The organism is Paenibacillus sp. 276b (assembly GCF_900107875.1).
Classification (GTDB): domain Bacteria; phylum Bacillota; class Bacilli; order Paenibacillales; family Paenibacillaceae; genus Paenibacillus; species Paenibacillus marchantiae.
Genome location: NZ_FNRR01000001.1, coordinates 1,544,269 through 1,565,390 on the forward strand (window position 1 = coordinate 1,544,269; position 21,122 = coordinate 1,565,390).

Consider the following 21,122-nt stretch of genomic DNA (forward strand, 5'->3'; position numbering starts at 1 on the left):
ACTCCTTCATCTCCCGGCAGGTCTCCTCATGAACAGCAGATCCTTGTATGTCCCACCGCGCGTTTAAGCTTTCATGTCTATACTACGGGAAAGAAAAAATGATTGAAATATCTCTTTCTTAATGTTGCATAACGCAATCTGAATGATAAGGATATCTAAAGATGAGTATCGTTATCTTAAGATCGGAGGTGATTGGAGTGCTCATCCATTGAAATGAGTCCACCTCCACTCTACAATAAGTGGTACAGTCAACTTTGTTGTGAGAGGGGGAAAAACTATGTACGATTTATTAATTGTGGATGACGAGAAATCAGTAGTTGATAGCCTGGCATTGACCATCCCCTGGGAAGAACACAGCATCCAGGAAGTACACAGAGCATATTCTGCCGCTGAAGCTTTGGACATTGCGTCCAAACACGCGATTGATATTATGATTACGGATATTCGTATGCCTGAGATGGATGGTCTTGAACTGATTTTGGAGATTAGAAAGTTTTCTCATAAAATACGTTGTATTATTTTATCGGGTCACGATGAATTTGAATATGCCCAAAAAGCAGTCCAGTATCAGGCAACGAACTATCTTCTCAAGCCGATTGATACCGATGAATTGATTCATTCCGTAACGGCTGCGATACAAGATATCGAGCACGAATGGGAAGAAATCAGCTCTTTTCAACAAATACAGCATGCCCTTCACGCCAATTCGCCATTGCTTCGGAACCAGCTTCTCAATGATCTTCTTCAGAACAAAGCCATGAGCGATCACATTCTTGCAGAGCGGCTGGGTATGCTGAATCTCCCGTTTAGATCGGCCGATCCATTCAAGATGATGGTCATTCGAATGGAGGAAGAATTCTCCGGCTATGATCTCCGATCTTTATCGCTGTTAGAGTACGCCGTCTCCAATATAACGGAAGAGGTATTTCAGAATCCTTTTAAATTATGGCACTGCATTACGGATCAGGGTTACCTTGTGTTCCTAATAAAAAATAATGACCGTAACGTACTCGACTCGGTAGATTCCTATGCGATCAGACTGCAAAATAATGTACAAAAGTTCCTGAAGGGTGCAGTATCGATATGTTTGAGTAAAGAGCATGCCTTTCCTGAATCTGTATCAGAGCTGTACATGGCTTCCGTGTCTGCCATCAACCGCAATGTTGGCGAAAACAAAAGTTATTTCATTACTTTAGACAAAAAAGACACCGAATCTCATGAACAACAAAATTTGATTAATCTGCACGAGCCCCCTTTGTTGCCCAATCTGCTGGAATCGGGGAACTGGGACGAGGCGGTCAGCAAAATTGCCAGAATATTATTTTTGAATGATGCCAGAAGAGAGCTTTCGCATGATCAATTATTTATGGTTCTGCTCTATCTGTCTTCTACGTTTTCCATATCCTTTAAGTCACAGGAAGCAACGGTTGAGGAGCTTCTTGGCGAAGAGTTTGATGTTCTAATCAGAAAGAAAAGCCAATTATCCAGCCAACGAATATATATATGGGCAGAGAAAATGATTGATCTGCGTCGGAAAAAGACCTCTCATCAATTGAAGAATGCCCATGAGCAAATTACTTCAAATGTCAGGACGTATATTCAGGAGCACCTTGCTGAGGGCATCTCACTGCAGATGATCGCAGAACATGTTGGCCTTCATCCAGTGTATCTTTCCAAGGTATATAAAACAGTTACCGGAGAAACCATAGGAGATTATTTGTATCATTTACGTATGAAGCGCGCTTCATATTTCCTGTTAAACACCGACTTGAAAATTGCAGATGTCAGCAAGGAGCTCGGATTTTTGGCTCCTCCGCATTTCATTAAAATCTTTAAAAAGCACTATGGTTGTACTCCACAGGAATTCCGCACCAGATAAACGTAATGACAGAATACAAATCAGTATAACGCTACCCTAAATACCTGAAAGGCCAGCCATAAGGCCGGCCTCAGAACGACAAATGGATGAATGCCCCTTTTGTTTATTACTCTCCATGAATTCCTTGTTAATCCATAACGATCTCATGAAATTTCTCGCCTGAACAAGGGAATTTCGATCATGCGAACAATCTCCTTTCGATAAGCTTTTCCGGTCTTTGCTAAACAACAGCTTCATGGCTAATAAGGTTTCATTATTCCCCATTGGGCTAAACATCCCTGCTTCGGTTGAGCTTAATGATAGCGCAATAACATTAAGCAAAGGCACAACACAGACAAGCGCCAGCAGAACCATCAGAACGATGCTTCAACCCGCAATAGGACTTGTCCTTCCTGTGGTACTGGAATAGGAATTACCACCAATTGCATAGGTTCCCCTTTTGCAAATACCTGTAAGGCTTTCATTGTGTTCATCTATGTTCCTCCTTAATTGTCTGTAATACTGCAACGGTCTGTTACAGTATCGCAAATAATACAAATAAGGACTTGCTTATTTCTACGAAAAAATTGCACGATCCTTTCACATAAGTAACTAAACTAACCTGCCCGTTAGTTTAATGGATTGACGGGCAAAATAACGATATTTTACATACCTAATCGGTATGGGAACATGTTCTTGTCCATTTCGGCAATCGGTACAAGTTCTTGTCCTTGCTTCGGGACAAAAACTTGTACCGATAAAACAAAAAAAGGCGCTGAAAAAATAGCGATTCTCAACGGAATATGTTATTTCTCTAGAGAATTATCAAAATATACTAGTCACGATAATATGGTTCCATAACTCCTTTATTGTTTTGCCCTCAATTTTGGATTTTGATATTAACTGTTCTACAGAGTTATATCTAAGTTGAACTTCTTCATTTTGTTTAACGCAATACCATCCATCTTCATTATAACTGATTAAAAAGTGGAAATCGTTTAAGTCAAACTCGACTTCATGTCCAAGATTTAAATCCTCAATAAACTCTTCATAACTGTACATTCACTGTCTCTCCTTTCATTATCTCCAAGGACTTCTAGGTTTCTGTTTATTCCAATCCCAATCATGGGTATGAGGGACTTTCGGATGTTCTTTAGGCTCCAACATGAAACACACCAATTACAGTTTCACCATCAATATCAAACAGCGGAATATCAAGACCTTCTGGTGATCTACTGTTCTGTATTGCAATGGCTTCCTCGGGTGATTTTGGTAACTCACCATCTAAGTCTTTTTTTAGCACATATCCTGAAGTGCCATCCTCACCTATAGCACTGATTAATTCAGGTTCCGTTTCTGGAGAACTAGCATCTGCGCTTGAACCGTATGTCTGTCCTTTTTTATTTTTAGGATAGTTCATATTCTTAGGGCTAATATGAAAAGAACCAATTATGGTTTTCCCATAAACATCATACAGTGGGACATCACCAGGTTCACCGAGATAATCTTTTTTCAGTAAGTACCCTTTAATGCCATTTACACTTCCTGCATAGATTAAGTCAGGTAGTATCTCAAAGGAGTTGGACTCTTCAATTGTTCCGAATGTCAGTCCAAGTTCATTTTCAGAATAGTCGATAGGCGTTATGTGACTTGGATTAACCGTATTTTTAGCACTTGTATTCTGGGATACCATCAGACCGCCTGAAACACTAATGATAAAAACCACAAAACCCGATATTAGGGCGCCCTTAGAGTACATTTTCATAACTGTTCACTCCTCATTCTTTATTAGCTCTTTATTCTTAGCCACACTTCCATGCTCTTTACATTCTAAACGTTACCAATCCATGGAGAGTTACGGTAATTTAATCGTTAATTAAACAAAATCGACGATCCAATTTGGTATTCAATTTCGTATACAAACCGAATTTAGGAGAAAAAACTGCACCTCATTTGGTGTCTTTGCGGCGATACACTTCAAGAAGTAATCCAATCATGGGAAAATTGTCCTTCGATCTATATGGCACGAACTACGGAAGGAACTTCGCGAACTTCGGTCCAACACTTTATTGATAAACCGGCATGGTAGATTTCGTTGAAAGACTTAAAACCGGTGTTCGACTCAATGAACCGGATCGTACAACATTCTTTGGTAAGGACAGCCAGCAAAGGATACACTGATTATCCGACACTCAATGAACAATAATCTTTTCAGCAATGGAACTGAGTTCTTACCTTTAGAAAGCGAATTGTGCTTTTATCTCGCCACATAAATTCTGTCATGATAATATTTAGATAACAATCTAATCCGAAATGACACAATGTTCTTGTCCTTTTCGGCAATGGAACCAAGTTCTTGTCCTCAACTTTGGACAAGAACCTGGTTCCATAAAACAAAGAAGCCGCTATGATAGCGACTTTGAATGGAACAATGTTCTTGTCCCGCGACAGTACCTGGATTCAATCCAGGCGATGACGACCTCAGCTTCCACCTCCGTTCCAAATTATTGCTTCAGGAAACGGTTTTCTGCTTTAACTTTTTCGAGCTCTGTGGAGTGTCCTGGGCCTTTTCCATAGCTATATTGCTTGCCTACGGGTTGCTCCAGGCGATGAACTTCTCCTTTTCGATACCAAGATGATCTCCTTATCTTACGAAAAGGTTTCATTCACTTGAATGCAATGGCCTTACCGTCAGGATCAAAAACCTCCTAACTTAGAAAGTTACCATGGTTCTAAAAAAGACGCCCCAGCGCTGAACCATGCTCTTTCTATCCTAGCTAATTTTATTCCTCGCCGGCGATGCCGGCAGCTCTTAAATGCCCGTATGCAACGATTCTACTAAACTGAGATGAAACTTCATCTGCAGGAAGGGGCTTATCGTTTTTAATCCACCAAATTACAATCCCCATGAAAGACGATCCGAGGTATTCGAGCAGCAATTCCTTGGATATTGCTAATGGGGAGTTTCCCTGAGCAGGTTTCCTCCCCTCCATTAATTTATCTTTAATGATATTCTCCATTTTTGCTTGAAACTGATAGATTCTATTCTCTTCAATTAACATGGAATGATAAAAGGTCATATTTACGGAAATATGTTTTAGTACAGTTTGCATGACGGTTTCGAGTAGAGAAATACTGAAAGGATTCATGCTGATGGGACAAAGAACGACCGCATCCTTTAATTCGCTCAACAATTCATTCATACATGTATCTAATAAATTAGGTTTATTTTGGTAGTGGAGATAAAAAGTGTTTCGATTGATCATAGCCCGGTCGGCAATATCCTGGATCGTTATCGCTTCATATCCCTTTTCCCGAATAAGCTCATAAAACGCTTTTCGAATCGATTGTTTCGTGCGCAGTATTCTTAGGTCGGTTTTCTTGTTCATTGTTTTCGTTCCTCCTAAATTTATTTTTAGGTCGTTAAGCGACAAAGTTTTATGAGTTGTCTGTTATACTTCAAAACTAAAAATATTGAATATTGAGCCTTATATTAACCTCTATTATAATGAGCATCAGATAGATAAACAACATATTGTTCATTATTTATCTAATGACTAAAAAAATCCAAGGAGGATATTTCAATGACATCCAACCATCAAAATGAGCTTGTTCGTAAGGCAGTCGCCGTACTGGAAAGCTTTGAGAGCGGCAACCCCGAAGCGATTACGGCTTACGTTCATCCAGATCAATATATTCAGCACAATCAGGCCTTACTCGATGGTCGTGAAGCCATGCTTGGCGCACTTGATCATTTAAAGGAGATTGGTACTAAGGTAAGCATAAAGCGAATTTTAGTCGACGGAAATTATGTTGCTCTTCATTCTGTATATGATTTTCACGGCCCTAAAATCGTATATGATATCTTCCGTTTTGAGAATGGACTAATCGTTGAACATTGGGACAATTTGCAAGAGATGGTGGAGAAGACACCAAGCAAACATACGATGATTGACGGACCGATTACGATTAAGGATATCGACAAGACGGATGCCAACAAAGCATTTGTCAAAAGCTATGTTGAGAACATCTTGCTCGGGAAGAACCCTGACCTGCTTGCTTCTTACTTTGATGGAGATAACTACATTCAGCATAGTCCGCATATTGCAGACGGTCTTTCCGGTCTTCACGCTGCTTTGCAAGCTCTGAAGGAGAAGAATATTGAGTTTGAATATACTCATGTCCATCAAGTAATCGGACAAGGTAATTTAGTTCTTACAGTAAGTGAAGGTCTATTTGATGGTCAACATACTGCTTTCTACGATTTGTTCCGTGTAGAGGATGGAAAGATCGCTGAGCATTGGGACGTAATCGAGGCCATACTGCCGGCAGAAAAACGAAAAAATTCAAACAGTAGATTTTGAAGTTTGTGTAGCTGAATCGGATGAAAGACATCGCCAAATTTAAGTACGGTGATGTCTTTCACCGTTCTTCTTCGCCCTGTTCGGGTGATGCTAACATAAGGCTGAGAAGTGTTTAATCGCTCAGTTATTTCCGTTGCTTAGTTCGATTTTTCCCGTATGTCAAATGTATAAACGTTTCTTTGGAAAGTTTAAAATCTGGTGCATTCCTAACTCAACGATCCTCTCGTGAGTATCTTCAATAAGTTACCGCGAGATCTCTTTAAGATCCATATTCCCGCTGTATCGCCGGAACCAAATTCACTTGCGCGATATCCATATCTAGAAACTGTTGCGGTAAGACGCTTAGCTCGTAATATTCTTTTATAGCTTCAGCACGAAGTCTTTCCTTATATCTGTTATTTGAAATCACATTTATTTTACGATCATAATATCGATGTTGCTATCATGTTTATCTGCCCGTTTGCTGCTCAATGAAACAGATAAAGATTCTTATCAACATTGGTGCCAAGTTCTTAACCGTTTCAATGATGAACTAGTCCTCAACTTTTACCGAAAAAAACTATTTCCTGATACAAAAAAATCGATATTCACGCGAATACTTAAATTCATGTGCTTTTTACTCGCCACATGATCTCCATCATGATACTATTTAGATGACTACCTAGTCCGAAATGGCACAAAGTTCTTGTCCTTTTCGGCAATGGTACAATGTTCTTGTCTCTCGACACATTCAGATCATCGGCATGACATCTGCTATCGAACGTGATGCCGCTCCCCCTCTCTCTCGATTCAATCAACAGATGCACTTAATTTCTCGAAGTGGCCGTACCCTTTCACAGCCGATTTAATCGTTTCCTTATACAAAATTTGCGGTTGTCCAAAAGAGGATAGCAAAGCCAAACCGCTCTCTAACAAGCTGCTCCAGCACTTCCAGTTGAATCAATCCCATAACGCGGATAGAAATCTCCTGCAATTTCTCATCCCAAACGACGTTCAGAGACGGCTCTTCCGCCTCCAGCGTACGAAAAGCACCGAGCACCTTCTGTACTTGGGGTTTTAACTACATCGTCTTTTGTTTAGGTATTCATCTAATCGGAAATCGGACGATGTTCTTGTCCATTCCGGTAATCGGTACAAGTTCTTGTCCTGCGGTTCAACTTCGCTGAAAGCTTTCTCGACACGAAGAAGCCTCCGAACCAGGTCGGAGGCTTCTTCGTGTTTTGATGTTGAGTTTGCGAACGCGTTCGTGGGGACTTTTTTTTCTTAGCTTGAATACTCGGACGCGTTCATTGTGCCTCTTTTGACCCCGATGTAATAGATGACTTCTTCCGTTCTTAGGTTCACATCCAGGATAGCATCTCCATACGTACCTGTGGACGAAATAGAGAATCGCCCCGAGGAATCGGTCTGCACTGGAATTTTATCTAGTATCTTCCCGCTTCGCCCATTATTCTGGTGTTGATTAATATGGATCTCCAGCTTCTTGTTCGCCTGCTCCGTGAATCGTCCCTCCACCTGCAGCGTACCGTCCGCGCGGAATTCGGCAATCAACATCTTGTTGCCAAGCACTGGTTTGTTATACACTTCCGGAAACAGCCGTTCAGGTAGCTTCTTCTCGGATGTAATCGCTTTAGGTGCGCCGACCAAATACTTCATACGGGACTGCAATTGCATCAAGATCACCGCTGCCTGTGCCCGAGTAACGATATCGTTGGAACCGAACATCCAGCTCTGGTTGCCTTTGGTTCCGCGCATATAATCATGAGCCAGCACGTAGTTCACCGCATTCGAAAAATCAAAATTCACGCCGTCCGCCGACGCGATCAGGCCAGCCGCGCGATAGCGGTTAATTGGCTTGTCCTTAAAGTCGCCTTTGCCAGGACTAGAACTAAACAACAACAGGTTGCGGACCGTCGCCACGTTGTAGGCGCCTTCCGCCCAGTGCTTCTTCTTTTTGGAAGCATATGATTCGTCATCTACTTTATAGGTGCGCAGCAGCATGATAAGGAACTGTGCTTCGCTCACGGAATCTTCCGGGTGGAATTTGCCGTTTGTATCCGCTCCGGCGACGCCCGAACGAAGCGCCCACTCGATCGCTACTTGATCGGAGCGTCCAGCGATATCTTTGACCTTGGCCGGATCCGTTGCTGGATAGCTCTTACTCTTGAGACGCTCGAATACTCGTACCGGCACCGTGCCACGCACTGCCCCGGAGCTGAACGTCACCTTGTAACTGCCGGGCTTAACCCCTTCGAGCATGCCGTCTGCCGAAACTTTCAGACCCGCAGGGGAACTGCTGGAGTAGGCAATCGGCGTTTTCGGGGTTCCATATGTGCCGTCGCCGTAAGAGGCCACGATCTCGATCGGCAGCTTGCTTCCCGGATTCAGCATGAATTCGTCGTACTGTGTGGATAAGCCCTGTATCGCGCGCCCTTTGCCAGTCGTGAACGACCAGGTCTTGGTGCGAAGCTGCGACTCTTTATACAGCGTATAATCGAGCTTCACCGTATAGACACTGTACCCGTCTAGCACTTCCTTCGGAAACAAAAACACCGTATCGCCTTGCAGTTCGCTGTAGTACGGAACTTCTTGCCTTTGCGAGTCCACGATGCTCGCTTCAAACGAATCGATGGCGAGACCAGCCGTAGCCGAGATGATGCCACCTGAGTGTTCAACACCGAAGCGGTCAAGCGGATTTGGAATTTCCAATCCATAGAATCCAATGTCGGCTCCTTTCATGCCGTCATACGGATACACTTTGGCTTCCGGGCCTTTCTTCTGGATTTTCACGTAAGCCGGGTTCATGACCGCGGTACCACCTTGCACCCCAATGCCGACCGATGTATACTGGCCGTCCAATATAATCTTGCGATGATAAGCGGTGCTTAGCCAGGAATCAATCGCTTCCCTTGTCGTTTCTTTTTCAAAAGACATGACTTCAGCGACCGAAATGTTTGGCCATCCGGCTGCTTTGCCCCGGTCTCCGGCCGTCGCTCCTGTAAAGCCTGCCGTACCGGGCTCCTCCCGATGCGCTGACAATCCTTCGAAGCGGGTGGTATTGTAATAAGCCGCGTGCGCCTGCGACGCCTGCGTCAATCTCGCATCCAGCTCCAACGGGCCTACGCCTACCTTCGCCCGAATCTCGTTCAGATAAGCCAATCCGTCGAGTTGATCCTGCGTGAACCCTCCCTGCGACGCCGTCGTAGCCGATGCCGCGGATGCGCGTTCTGCCGGATAAGCCGGTACGACGACCGTAATGGCCAGGACCGCGGCGAGCAGACAGGTTGCCCACCTGCGCCCCGATCTCCGGCCGATCCCCCGATTCGGCCTGTTGTTTTTGCTGCGTTTGCTTGCGTTCATGGTGTTTCTCCCCTCGTCTTCCCATTTTTACGAAACTTGCTAACGACTTGTCAGTTTCAAACTGATAGTCTTTTTCATCCAATCATTTCACTTACTTGAATGGATTGATGATGGCCACAGCGTAATTGTCCAAATCGCCATCCCTCAAAAGAATATAATCTGCCGAAGAAAGCTTGAACTTCGTGTAATCATAATTCTCTACGAACTTTCCATATTGGAAGAGATCCAAGCTACTCACTACTTGATAGTTATTCATTCCTGTTTTATCACCATTATTTATAAAAGCAGCATCTAGCACATGGCGCCCCTTTGCAAAACTATTCTTTACTAAGAACGAGATAGAATTTCCTCTGACACTACTTCTGATCTGTACCACATTCCCGCTGCGTACAGGATCTTTTACCAAATCGATGCTGTATACCACTTGACTATTCGCTAGTTGGATGGGTAAATCACTCTCTTTGATAATCTTCACGCCAGGGTAAGTTTCATTCTTCAGGTTTTTATAATATTCAATGCTTTGTGTAATGCTTTAAAATCACTTAATTGGGTTAACTTAAATGCCTTATCATCTGTACTACGGAACTCTTTGTTACCGATCCATACCCAACGACCGATCTTATCCCACTCTACCTTCTGGCCAAGCCCTTCACTCACTAGACGTAAGGGAACGAAAGTCCGATTTTGCTTCAGAATGATTTGCGTGCCATAGTCCTTCTTCTGCCCATCAAAGAGGGCTGAAGTCTGCCCGATTGTCATGTCCACTTTATGATCTGTGCTGACCATCCCAACCTTGGAAACTTTGCCTTCTTTGGAGTACATCACCTTTGCACCCAGCGCTTCAGATACAAAGCGGATCGGAACCATAACACTACCTTGGCCATCCTGGAATGGCTTCGCATCTGGAAACTTCATTTTAACGGTATTCAGCAATACCTCTACTTGCTTCGGAGTGCTTGCGGCTGCAACTGCTTCGTTTCCCGAACCTATTAAGCTTACAGTCAACATACTTGCTATTACTGTTAATAACAGTTTCTTCATGATGTAACTCCTTCTGCTTTCCATATGTACTTCTTCTCACTTTCACTTCCCGGGATCTTTTTTTTACATAGGTCTAACAAATCCTAAATATCAAAAAAACTGGCAGTAGTAAGAATATTTTACCATGTACAATAGTTTATAAATAGGTATTTTATCCCATTGGTATAATAAAACCTAACTTTTTATATGAATTAATTAGATATGTATCTAGTAGAAAATTGGCTACTATGTTCTTGTCCATTCCGGTAATCATTACAAGTTCCTTTTCCTCGACAAATCTCCAACTGCTTGTTCGCCTGATCCGCGAATTGTCCTTCTACCAACAGTGTTCCGTCTGGGCGAAATACGGCGATCATCCTTGCTGCAAAATCACCACGGGCTTCGCCCGAGTAACGATATCGTTGAACCGAACTTCCAACTCTGATTGCATACACGCTTAGTCTCCTTAATAAAAAAAGCCGCTATTTTAAATAGCGACATCAATAAATCCATCTGTAGTTCTCCTTCAAAAATATACACTTAAGTTTACTTATAAATATCTCATCGACTCATTTCAGTTCTGTCTTCATTCCCTTTACCAAATATAGAGTGTTTAAGCGATGTTTCATCAGTCTTTCTTCACCTTTAACATGTAAAGAGTAAGCAAATAACTCAAACTTCTTATAAAGCCCTTTTATCTCCCATTGTGTTTCTATTCGTTATATTATCCCCTTGGTAAGGCTTCTTCATTTCATCTTCCCAGAAAAGAACTGCTTTCTTACCTAATCCTTTATTTCGATATGTATCATCAATCCAAATCATATTCATAAAAGGTGTGTTGTCCCAAAAAAGCTGTGCCGAATCCAGCCAATGATACTATGCTCTTCATCCTGTAGAATATAGATTTAATATAGATCTCATTCCCCCTAATCTTCGGTAATATTAAGTTTTCTATGATATGATGGTCATGTTTCTTAATATATTCATAGTGTGCGAATTAGTTGCAGCAATAATTTTCATTAAAATTACTCCTCATCATTTTTAATTATAATATTATAGATCTATTCACTGACCTAGATAAAATGGAATTTATTAACCTGACCTACCCGTTAGCTAAATGACTTAGAGAACAAAAGAATTTAGCTAAATGCTTTTATAATCGGAAATCGGTACAAGTTCTTGTCCTTGGCTCGGGACACGAACTTGTACCGATAAAATAAAAAAGCCGCTAAAATAGCGACTTTAATGGGACTATGTTCTTATCCCTCGACAACACATGTTAACTCTTCTTCATAACTGTACATTCACTGTCTCCCCTTCCATAATATCCAATAAATTCTAGGTTTCTGTTTATTCCAATCGCAATTCTTGAATTTAAGTACTTTATCTCTAGCGTGACATTTTTATTATGTATTTTGATACTAAGAAAGTCTAATCTACATTTGTTTAATAGTTAGATATGCATCTAATCGGTTATCGGAATATGTTCTTGTCCATTCCGGTAATCGGTACAAGTTCTTGTCCTTCGACAAATTTGCATTTGAATTGTTCCATCTTTTTTAGTGAAAAAACGCTGGGTATGACCAGCGTCAACAAATTATCACTTCACTCTTTCGGAAATATTTTCACTTATTTCTTCAGGATTATCAACACCAATGATCAACTTTGATATTTCGAACTTCCCAACTTTAAAGTTATTCAAATCTAAATGAAGAGTTTTAAGCTCGTTTTCAAAAAAGTGTAGTTGATAACCACCATTTGATCTAAATAACCCATTTCTCATTTCTCCTAATAAAGCACCATATAGTTTAAAAGCATTTGGTATCGGTCTACCAGTTGTTATTCCTTTGATTGAAGAGTATGGAATTTGCAACCCTTTATCTAATTTTAAAAAGGGTGAGTTTCCAAAGTCGATATTTACGTAGGTTTCCATTAGTTGAATTTTACGTTCCATATTTTGATTCCCCCATTTTCTTTTCAAATAATCCATTTATTTCACAACCCATAATTACATATAATACCACAAAAACCTATTTTGTTCATGAAAGACTAAGCACTGCCCTCCGCCCCTTCGCGGGTTACGTCCTCCTTTTTATATTTCATTTCCAATCACCTAATAAAGAACCTACGCGTGTAGCATGTAGTGCTTAGACAGGGTAGCTTGCATTGTTTTTCCCTCTATATCAGTTCCAGATACCTCAAACTTACCTTGTTCCAGAGAATTAACCCAATATCCGCCAATTTTTGGATTCCACACTAGAAAATAAATATTTCATTACCTTCTTGCATTGGTGTGTAATCTTCATAATTTATTCTAATGCTACCCTCTTTATCTTCGATCACATAGGAAGGTTCAAATGTTACAAGCTCTGAATCGATCTCCTGTTTTGTAGAATCCTTATATACTTGGGTTACTTTCACCTTAGTTTCTGTTCTGCCTGAAGGCCCCCACTCGAAATTTTCAATGACATTTTTGCTTTCACCAGTTGCAATAACTCTAACTACAGCGTCTGATTGAGATTCTGCATCATCTGCGTTTGTGAAAATTGCATGGTTGGCTTCGATTTTATCTGTACGCACTACAGATGGAGCAAATTTCTTAGCAATTAAATCAATATTTTTACTTATTGCAGCACTATCGTTTTTGCTCTCTACAGTAGAGCTATTTGAATATGATAATACCCCTAGCCCAATTGCTAAAGAAGCAACGGTTGTCAATACTATAATTTTCTTCATGCTTACCACCCCCATTTTTTCTTTCATGAGCCAAATCAGTAGCAGTAGGTGAAGTCAGTTTATATTTACCTGATTTCATCCAATGGTCGCCAGAGTGTGCCGGTGCATTCTCAAAATGATTTAAGCCGAGTATATGACCGATTTCATGTCCAGCATTCATGTATCTTCCGACTGCCCCCAGCCACTTGTCCAACCGGCATCTATTTGTTTGTAAAGGTAATACAAAAAAGGATCGTCAGCATTTCTGCAACGATCCCTAATGTCAGCCCGCTAGTTGAAATCAGCAGCTGATCAATTTTGATGCCTTCTTAAGTTTCATTAAGCTAACGTTACATGCTTAAAAAATATTTATCAAAGTATCCACTATGGTTTACAGTTATATGGTGTTTGACTGCCTTAACTGTATTTTTAACTTTGCTGTTTTGGAAAAACGGTTTAATAATTCTCCTTTCAGTGATTGTTTTATATGTGGCTAACGGATTTCGGGCGTGGAATAGTGATCGGAAATTATCTCTTGTATCGTTTGTATTGGCATTCGTTTTCTCTTATATCTTTTATCGGTTTTTGACTTTGTAGACGCTGTAGAAAAGGAATATGGCTTCCCGCCAAAAATTGCCGGAAACTGTGATGGTCGGTAGAAAGACTTCTGTTTTCTGGATATTTGAATATCCTGCCTGTTAGCTAAAAAAGCTGCTGATACTTTTATCAACTGTTTTCTTTGTATCATTGAGTTATCGTTTCCCGTTGGTTTAACGAGTTTTAATAATTTCTTGCCAGTTAGGAGGCAAGTCATAATCCCTAATGTGCTTATACTCAAGAACCACTATTAATCCGGAGTTATCCATACTAAACCTCATCGAGTCGAGTCCAACATCCAAATGAGGTCCAACGTACGGGATTGTTTTAACCTGAACTTCAATATGTGAAGGTTGATATTTAACGTCTACATCAGTTCCATCCAAAAAAGGCGTAAACGAAGGTGATACAGTTAATTTATTTTTGTAATAGTGGTTAATCTGTTCCTGTATTTTTGGAGCTAACAAAGTAAGTACAAGCCGTTTCAATTGTTCATCGTTTGGCTTTGCACAAACGGGCTGGATTGCCATCAAGAAAATGATGACTGTTAGCAATGATCCGATAAAACTTTTCATTTCTAAAACCCTCATCTTCAGCATTTTTAAGGGTAGTCTTCACTAAATAAAGTGAATTTATAATGCTACCCTGCCCGTTAGTTGAACAAAGGCAGCCGATCACGTTGATCATCTGCTTTGTTGGTTTTATTGAGCTATCGTTTCCCGTTATTTTAATGAAAAAATAGCCTCTCACTTGAACGAATTCATTACGTCACGTTATGTTTTTATCATTCAAATATTCAATTAAGGCACTTAAATCATACTTAGGCAGCTCTAATATGAATGATAGTCCGATAAAACAAAAAAAGCCGCTAAAAAAATAGCGACTTTCAACGGAATATGTTATTTCCCCTAGAGAATTATCAAAATACACTAGTCACGATAATATGGTTCCATAACTCCTTTATTGTTTTGCCCTCAATTTTGGATTTTGATATTAACTGTTCTACAGAGTCATATCTAAGTTGAACTTCTTCATTTTGTTTAACGCAATACCATCCATCTTCATTATAACTGATTAAGAACAGCGGTATATAGACGCGTTTTGCGTTCAATCAACGTCGCTACGCAGCCCTTACTTTTCCCACGACCCGATAATACGACGGTATCCAGTTCCCAGTGCCCAAACGTTTCACGGGAACGGACTTCTTTCGGACGATCTGAAATGGTTCTGCCAATGGCGAATTTACCGCGAGTTTCTGCGGGTTTCTGACGCTTCCCTTTGTGACGGAGAACCTGTAATGTGCCTTGAACCAGGCGTCCTGCGTAGATCCAGCGATAGATGGTTTTAAAGGAGACCGCAGGTAGGCGATCGGCGAGGAAACGTTCTGTGATTTGTTCTGGAGACCACGTTGCTGCCAGTTTTTCCTCTAGTAGAGCAGCCAAGGCGTCTGAACATTTACCGGGAGATACCGAAGCCTTACGACGTTCCTGATAAGCATTCTGGTGGATTCTCCTTGTGTGAATGTGGTGTAGGAACCTTCATTCTACACGAATCCGGCCATGGGCCCTTTTTTATTTATTTCCAGTAGGTGTCGCACTTCATATTACAATCCGTTCTGCATATAGAAACCCATCGTTTTGAATAAAATTGTTCAAAACGATGGGTTTCTTTTGTTTTTTAAAAATTGTTTTTATTAAAAAGTTTGTTCTGGAGTCACCATTTAAATTTCTGGTTCAAAGGCCAGTCTATCGCCCTCCGTATTTGGTTTGTTCACCCCCAAATTGCGACGAACTTCCAATTCAGGTGATTCCGCTAACTTAACAACTAACGCCGCAACACTCTTACGTGAAACTTCTGTCCCTTTAAATGGCTCATTCTTTTGAGTAATCTCATAGTCAATTTCATCATAATCCGTGAGCCAGGCAGCCCTTAACACTGTATAGTCAAGGTCTGAAGCCTCAATAATATCAACTGACTTTCGGTATGGGCCTAAATATTGACCGATTGTCCGCTTATTCCATTCACCAAACTCCCCTGGGATTTCCTCATAAATTCCAAGCGAAGTGATAAAAATTAAGCGTTTCACTCCTGTCGCACCCATTGCTTCAACAATATTTTTGGCTTGTTCTTCTAAGTCTCCATTTAGATTAGCATACACGACATCCTGTCCAACCATTGCTTTTTTTAATGCCTCAAAATCTAGAACATCACCTTCAATTACTCGTACACGATCGGAATCAAGGTGGTTTAATCTGCTAGAGTTACGCAAATAAAGTGAAAGTTGGACATCAGTTTCGTTTAGAAATAATTCAATTGCATAACGTGCAATTTGACCGCTTGCTCCTAAAATCAATACATTACTCAAATTCAAAACTTCATTTCATATCTTTTATAAAAATTATAAATAAGGTAGTAATTCTACAGCCACATTATTAGTTACAGACTTAATGAATCACTTCAATTGAGTCATTGACTCAAAAACATCTTGCTTTAAAAATAAACTTTAGCTAATTTTATTCTTCGATTATAAACCATGGTCCAGAAGCTTGGATGACACCCCAAAGTTTTTCCGGAAGCTCAAGCTCACTAACCTTGGAAGCCTTTATAGTAGTTTGAATTTCGGACTCTTGTCCACTTTGAACTTTTTCAACCCAGTCTGGTTCTGTAATTAACGCGTGTCCGATCACTGCTAGTTTAAGCCCTTTATCTAATCCTTTTGCAACATCATCCGGCGTTACCATAGAACCCGCAGCCAGTACGGGAACCCGGCTATTTACATGTTCAACGATCAACTCTAGATACGTTTTTTTATCTTGGCTATCGACTGGCTTTGAAGAAAGAGCATCAGCTAGTGAAGCATGTACATAATCAACACCCGCTTCAATCAGTCGGTCAATCAATACATAAGAGTCCTTCATTCTTAAACCGCCTTCTTGATGTTCGTCAGGAGAGATTCGGTAGCCCAAAATAAATGGTTCTGTAGCATGGTTTTCGATGACGTTTTTCATTTCCTTAATCACGGCTAGTGGGAAACGTAGGCGGTTTTCAAGTGATCCTCCCCATTGATCCTCACGTCTGTTGAAGAAAGGAGAGAAAAAGTTTTGAAGCAAAAATCCGTGCGCACCATGGATTTCAACGCCATCAAACCCTGCTTCAATGGCTCTTCTTGTTGTTTCTCCAAACCCATGAATCACTTCCAATATTTCATCGTGCGAAAGTTCTCTTGGCATAACGGAAGGAGCAAATCCAGTTGCTTCCGTCTCTACTGCGCTGGAACTAACCACATCCCCATTTGGTGTAAGATCCGGCAGTGCTTTGTTGCCTGCGTGGAAAATTTGAAGTACCACAGGGGCTCCACCGCTTTTCGCTGCATCCGCCAATTTACGTAAACTTGGGATGAATCTATCGTCATATGCTGCAAATTCATTTGTAAAACCTATTCCATTAGGTTGGACATGCGTACATCCTGTTATGACTAGACCCACGCCTTTTACTCTTCTTTTGTAATATTTCACTTCATCATCTGAGATGGTGTAATCATCATTACTTGCCCAAGTAGTCATAGGCGCCATTACAACTCGATTTCTAAGGGTAATTCCATTTTTGAATGTGAAGGATGCAAACAAATTTTTATAATTTGTATTCATTTTCAAACCTCTTTCTAATTTTTTATAAGCTTTATTAATAGTTGTCTGAACTTAAAGCGTTTATTCTTATTCCAAATTTATCACCAAAAAAACATCTATGTTTCTTGTTTGATAACTGCGAAACGAAGAAGGTAATTTCCAGTTGATGGGCGTTCACAACATTGGTAGAATAAAATCATAAAGTATTCGAGTAACTCGAAGTCAATAGCATGGAGGTGCGAAATTTGAGTCAGACATTACATGAACCAAAATATACGGTAAAAGATGTATCTGAAATAACTGGACTTACAAAACATACGATCCGTTATTATGATGACCAACAATTGATACCTTTCGTTTCAAGAGACGGCAGAAATAATCGTTTATTTTCTGACCATGATCTGGATTGGTTACGAATGGTGCACTCCTTTCGTATTTCAGGATTGCCAATTTCAGAAGTCAAACATTACATTGCTATGTGTTTGCAAGGTGATAAGACGATTCCTGAAAGGGCTGAGCTTGTTGCAAAACAAGAAAAACAACTAGAATCGAAGATCTATGAGTACAACCTTCAATTAAAACACATCAAAGAGAAGAAGGCTTACTACAACAGTGTCTTATCTGGTCAATTGAACGATACCTGGAATCCTGTTAACAGTAACCCAGAATGCGGAGAAAAATATGATATTCCAGAACATATCAAATCAGCATCAAAAGTTCATGTTTGACCTTAAATGTGAGTCTAAGGCTTCGTGTGCACACGAAGTCAATTTTTTTTATTTGATTGATGGGTATTGTACTAACCTGCCCGTTAGTTTAATGAATTGAAGGGCAAGATGCCGATTAGATACACGCCTAATCGGCAATAGGAACATGTTCTTGTCCATTCCGGCAATCGGTACAAGTTCTTGTCCTCAGTAAGGGACAAGAACTTAGTTCCTTAAAACAAAAAAGCCGCTAAATAAGCGACTTTGAATGGAACAATGTTCTTGTCCCGCGACATCTTTTCAGATTAACGGCTTTCAAAAATTCAATTTTTTCACAAATCGATAAGGTCAGTTGCTCTTTCTCAATTTATTAACATTTGGCGCATCCCATCCAACTAGCAAATGGCCATTGTAACACCTTATAAGTTTATTGATCTCTCTATACCTGTTAGAGGTATTCCTATTACCAAAGGTTCAACTGCACCTCATGTAACCTTGTATTAGGATAGCCGATGAATCGACCATACTATATCCGTACTGAATCCAATGGGTAGACCATCAGCTTCGTAATATAACTCGACTTGATCACCTGCCTGCAGCTCTACATCACCGGTTAACGTCACCGTCGCACTACCTAGTACAGTTCTCATTGTTAAAATTAACGCTATATTAACGTCAAGGAAAGGCATATAACCTTTTATTAAATCAATATTGCCATTCTTCTTTACAGTAAAAACCGGATCAATGCCTCTTCCTATGCTTACACTGATTGGCGCGTCAATCTTATAATTAACAGTTGCATGTATGGAATATCTACCAGTGTCCGGTGCCGTAAATATCCCTGTAGCAGGATTAAATGTAGGGCTTCCATAATATGGAGACGCCTCGTTCCAATTCGAAAATAGCGTGCTACTATTGATTGAGTATGTCGTACCGGTAACAGAAAATCCTTCCGAGGTAAAAGAAGTCCCCGCTGGGCCTGGATCTCCCTGCGGTCCCGCCAGGCCTGCTGGACCTTGTGCTCCTGCTGGCCCTGGATCTCCTTGCGGCCCTACCGGACCTTGTGCTCCTACTGGCCCTGGATCTCCTTGCGGCCCTACCGGACCTTGTGCTCCTGCTGGCCCTGGATTTCCTTGCGGTCCCACGTGGCCTTGTGGTCCTGCTGGCCCCGAAGCTCCTTGTGCTCCAACTGGTCCAGTCGCTCCGGTATCGCCTTTATCTCCCTTGGCTACATCGCCTGTAGAATTCTGCGATTCTTCGACAACCGATTGCAAAGTACTAATGATTATGGTTTTAATGGTGGGATTCCATACTACTTTTGCTCCGAATAATTCCGCAATAAAACGTACTGGTACCATAACCCGGTTCTGAATGATCTTAGCAGGTTGATCGAGCACCACCTTCTCCTCTACATCACCGATTTTAACGCTGGCAGTCGGGTTTCTAATAATTAGAACACCCAATGCATCTCCTTTAAAAACCGTTATGGTTTGTGTAGAACTATTCCAGTTAAGAGACACACCGAGCGATTCTTCAAGGACCCTTAAAGGAATAAGTGTGGTTCCTTTATGGACAACGGGTTTAACGTCACTCTGGACTACACTATCATTAACAATAATAGAGATCTCATCTATTTGGCCAACTGGAGCCGCCTGAGCAGCAGAAACCACAAACAACGTCATTACAAGCACAAATACAATAGATAATTTCAATCTTCTTATCACTTAACTTTCCCCCATATTAATGAATTTTTATCCCTTAATCCCGGTTGCGATCATCTGCAGAATTCGAGCCCTGCGATTTCAACTAAAGCTCCAAACAACGGATAGAACGTTCCTCATTATCTTCGAGCAACAAAAGAATCCTATCATTCCCCACGTAGACATTGTAGACAAAATTATAGAAGTTGTAGTCATACGAAAGTAGTACGCTGCCCTGAAAAAACGATCGTTCGGGTATACGCCGTATATAGGGTTTGAATAAATTCAAAATTATGAGACTCACTACTCAGACTTAGATATACAACTAATAGGCAATCGGATAAAACAAGTGACTCATTCAATCGGGCTTACTGCTACTTCCTATGCAGATCCATTTACCGTTGCCCGACAGATGGCTTCTCTAGATAAAATTAGTAAAGGACGTGCATGATGGAATGCCATCACTTCGAATCCGGGAGGATTAGCAAATTATAGCCGCATCCATCTTTCAAAAGCAGATTTGTATCCTATGAAAAAAGAGTTTTTAGAGATTGTTGAAGGCCTATGGAATTTCTATGAGGATGATTGAAATGTGGCTTTTATATCGCCACCTAACTTCCATCATAATGCTGTTTAGATAACTACCTAATCCGAAATGACACAATGTTCTTGTCCTTTTCGGCAAAGGAACCAAGATCTTGTCCTCAACTTTGGACAAGATCTTGGTTCCATAAAACAAAGAAGCCGCTATGATAGCGACTTTGAATGGAACAATGTTCTTGTCCCGCGACACTGCCTCACGTACTGGTTCAATCTCAAAAGCACGCATCAATAGTAGAGCCATGTGCTGGCGCTTGATGCTTTCATTGGGATGAAAAGAACCGTCTGGATATCCTGTAATCATCCCTTGACTTGCTAATTCCTCAAACATTTCTTTTGCCCAATGTCCTGAAATATCGTCAAAAGTTACAACGGGTAGTTCAGATTGTGGCTTAAGATGACCTCCTATCACTTGACTCCATCTAGACATTATAGTCTCATCACAGGATATTTAAGTCCTACTAAAGTAGTACACCATAAAAGTTTGATACATAAATTAATCGGACCCATTTTTGTGCATTTCTAAGACTTCTTCCTTTCTACAATATGGAATGACCAAAGAACTCGAGTTGTCG

At 40.8% G+C, this 21,122-nt stretch carries 18 protein-coding genes and 2 pseudogenes; 3 read left to right on the forward strand and 17 right to left on the reverse strand.

Annotation, left to right across the window (positions count from 1 at the left end):
- Positions 1-277: 277 nt before the first annotated feature.
- Positions 278-1,879, forward strand: a complete 1,602-nt coding sequence (locus BLV50_RS06535; RefSeq protein WP_063563803.1) for a response regulator — start codon at positions 278-280, stop codon at positions 1,877-1,879.
- Positions 1,880-1,915: 36 nt separating this feature from the next.
- On the opposite strand, the gene BLV50_RS06540 is transcribed toward BLV50_RS06535, so the two are convergent.
- From BLV50_RS06540 to BLV50_RS06555, 4 genes are all read right to left on the reverse strand, one after another.
- Positions 1,916-2,233: a hypothetical protein gene (locus BLV50_RS06540; RefSeq protein WP_063563802.1), complete on the reverse strand. Its 318-nt coding sequence runs from the start codon at positions 2,231-2,233 to the stop codon at positions 1,916-1,918.
- 450 nt (positions 2,234-2,683) lie between these two features.
- Complete coding sequence (locus BLV50_RS06545) at positions 2,684-2,920, reverse strand: hypothetical protein (protein WP_063563801.1); 237 nt, start codon at positions 2,918-2,920, stop codon at positions 2,684-2,686.
- A gap of 91 nt (positions 2,921-3,011) precedes the next feature.
- The gene (locus BLV50_RS06550; protein WP_090806587.1) at positions 3,012-3,623 is read right to left on the reverse strand and encodes a hypothetical protein; all 612 of its coding nucleotides are present in this window, start codon (positions 3,621-3,623) and stop codon (positions 3,012-3,014) included.
- Positions 3,624-4,641: 1,018 nt separating this feature from the next.
- A complete protein-coding gene (locus tag BLV50_RS06555; RefSeq protein ID WP_090806589.1) occupies positions 4,642-5,247 on the reverse strand; it encodes a TetR/AcrR family transcriptional regulator in 606 nt (201 codons plus the stop codon).
- Positions 5,248-5,442: 195 nt separating this feature from the next.
- Here BLV50_RS06555 and BLV50_RS06560 point away from each other — a divergent pair, with 195 nt between their 5' ends.
- Positions 5,443-6,222 carry a nuclear transport factor 2 family protein gene (locus tag BLV50_RS06560; RefSeq protein WP_090806591.1) on the forward strand — a complete coding sequence of 260 codons (780 nt, stop codon included), beginning with the start codon at positions 5,443-5,445 and terminating at the stop codon, positions 6,220-6,222.
- 722 nt (positions 6,223-6,944) lie between these two features.
- On the opposite strand, the pseudogene BLV50_RS06565 reads toward BLV50_RS06560, so the two are convergent.
- The 11 genes and pseudogenes from BLV50_RS06565 to BLV50_RS06605 all read right to left on the reverse strand — a co-directional run.
- Positions 6,945-7,270, reverse strand: a pseudogene (locus tag BLV50_RS06565) (elongation factor G); the annotation flags it as partial.
- Positions 7,271-7,485: 215 nt separating this feature from the next.
- Positions 7,486-9,582, reverse strand: coding sequence for a CAP domain-containing protein (locus BLV50_RS06570; RefSeq protein WP_090806593.1), 2,097 nt, complete (start codon positions 9,580-9,582; stop codon positions 7,486-7,488).
- 91 nt (positions 9,583-9,673) lie between these two features.
- On the reverse strand, positions 9,674-10,057 hold the full coding sequence (locus tag BLV50_RS33335) for a hypothetical protein (RefSeq protein WP_256337872.1): 384 nt from the start codon (positions 10,055-10,057) through the stop codon (positions 9,674-9,676).
- A gap of 20 nt (positions 10,058-10,077) precedes the next feature.
- The gene (locus BLV50_RS33340; protein ID WP_256337873.1) at positions 10,078-10,623 is read right to left on the reverse strand and encodes a stalk domain-containing protein; all 546 of its coding nucleotides are present in this window, start codon (positions 10,621-10,623) and stop codon (positions 10,078-10,080) included.
- 191 nt (positions 10,624-10,814) lie between these two features.
- A complete protein-coding gene (locus tag BLV50_RS32425) occupies positions 10,815-11,057 on the reverse strand; it encodes a hypothetical protein (protein WP_063563787.1) in 243 nt (80 codons plus the stop codon).
- Positions 11,058-12,202: 1,145 nt separating this feature from the next.
- Positions 12,203-12,556, reverse strand: coding sequence for a hypothetical protein (locus tag BLV50_RS06580; protein ID WP_063563786.1), 354 nt, complete (start codon positions 12,554-12,556; stop codon positions 12,203-12,205).
- Positions 12,557-12,858: 302 nt separating this feature from the next.
- Complete coding sequence (locus tag BLV50_RS06585; RefSeq protein WP_090806595.1) at positions 12,859-13,338, reverse strand: hypothetical protein; 480 nt, start codon at positions 13,336-13,338, stop codon at positions 12,859-12,861.
- Positions 13,339-14,087: 749 nt separating this feature from the next.
- Positions 14,088-14,489, reverse strand: coding sequence for a DUF3888 domain-containing protein (locus tag BLV50_RS06590; RefSeq protein ID WP_256337874.1), 402 nt, complete (start codon positions 14,487-14,489; stop codon positions 14,088-14,090).
- A gap of 504 nt (positions 14,490-14,993) precedes the next feature.
- Positions 14,994-15,434 (reverse strand): annotated as a pseudogene (locus BLV50_RS06595) (IS30 family transposase); the annotation flags it as partial.
- A 200-nt stretch (positions 15,435-15,634) separates the two neighbouring features.
- Positions 15,635-16,279 carry an SDR family oxidoreductase gene (locus tag BLV50_RS06600; RefSeq protein ID WP_063563783.1) on the reverse strand — a complete coding sequence of 215 codons (645 nt, stop codon included), beginning with the start codon at positions 16,277-16,279 and terminating at the stop codon, positions 15,635-15,637.
- Positions 16,280-16,427: 148 nt separating this feature from the next.
- On the reverse strand, positions 16,428-17,561 hold the full coding sequence (locus BLV50_RS06605) for an NADH-dependent flavin oxidoreductase (protein ID WP_090806597.1): 1,134 nt from the start codon (positions 17,559-17,561) through the stop codon (positions 16,428-16,430).
- A 224-nt stretch (positions 17,562-17,785) separates the two neighbouring features.
- Between BLV50_RS06605 and BLV50_RS06610 the strand changes: the two genes are divergently transcribed.
- A complete protein-coding gene (locus BLV50_RS06610) occupies positions 17,786-18,268 on the forward strand; it encodes a MerR family transcriptional regulator (RefSeq protein WP_072732985.1) in 483 nt (160 codons plus the stop codon).
- A 479-nt stretch (positions 18,269-18,747) separates the two neighbouring features.
- Here the strand turns inward: BLV50_RS06610 and BLV50_RS33655 are convergent, their stop codons facing one another.
- Together BLV50_RS33655 and BLV50_RS06625 are read right to left on the reverse strand one after the other, a co-directional pair.
- Positions 18,748-19,971: a copper amine oxidase N-terminal domain-containing protein gene (locus BLV50_RS33655; protein WP_072732986.1), complete on the reverse strand. Its 1,224-nt coding sequence runs from the start codon at positions 19,969-19,971 to the stop codon at positions 18,748-18,750.
- 538 nt (positions 19,972-20,509) lie between these two features.
- The gene (locus tag BLV50_RS06625; RefSeq protein WP_090806599.1) at positions 20,510-20,977 is read right to left on the reverse strand and encodes an S-layer homology domain-containing protein; all 468 of its coding nucleotides are present in this window, start codon (positions 20,975-20,977) and stop codon (positions 20,510-20,512) included.
- Positions 20,978-21,122 lie beyond the last annotated feature (145 nt).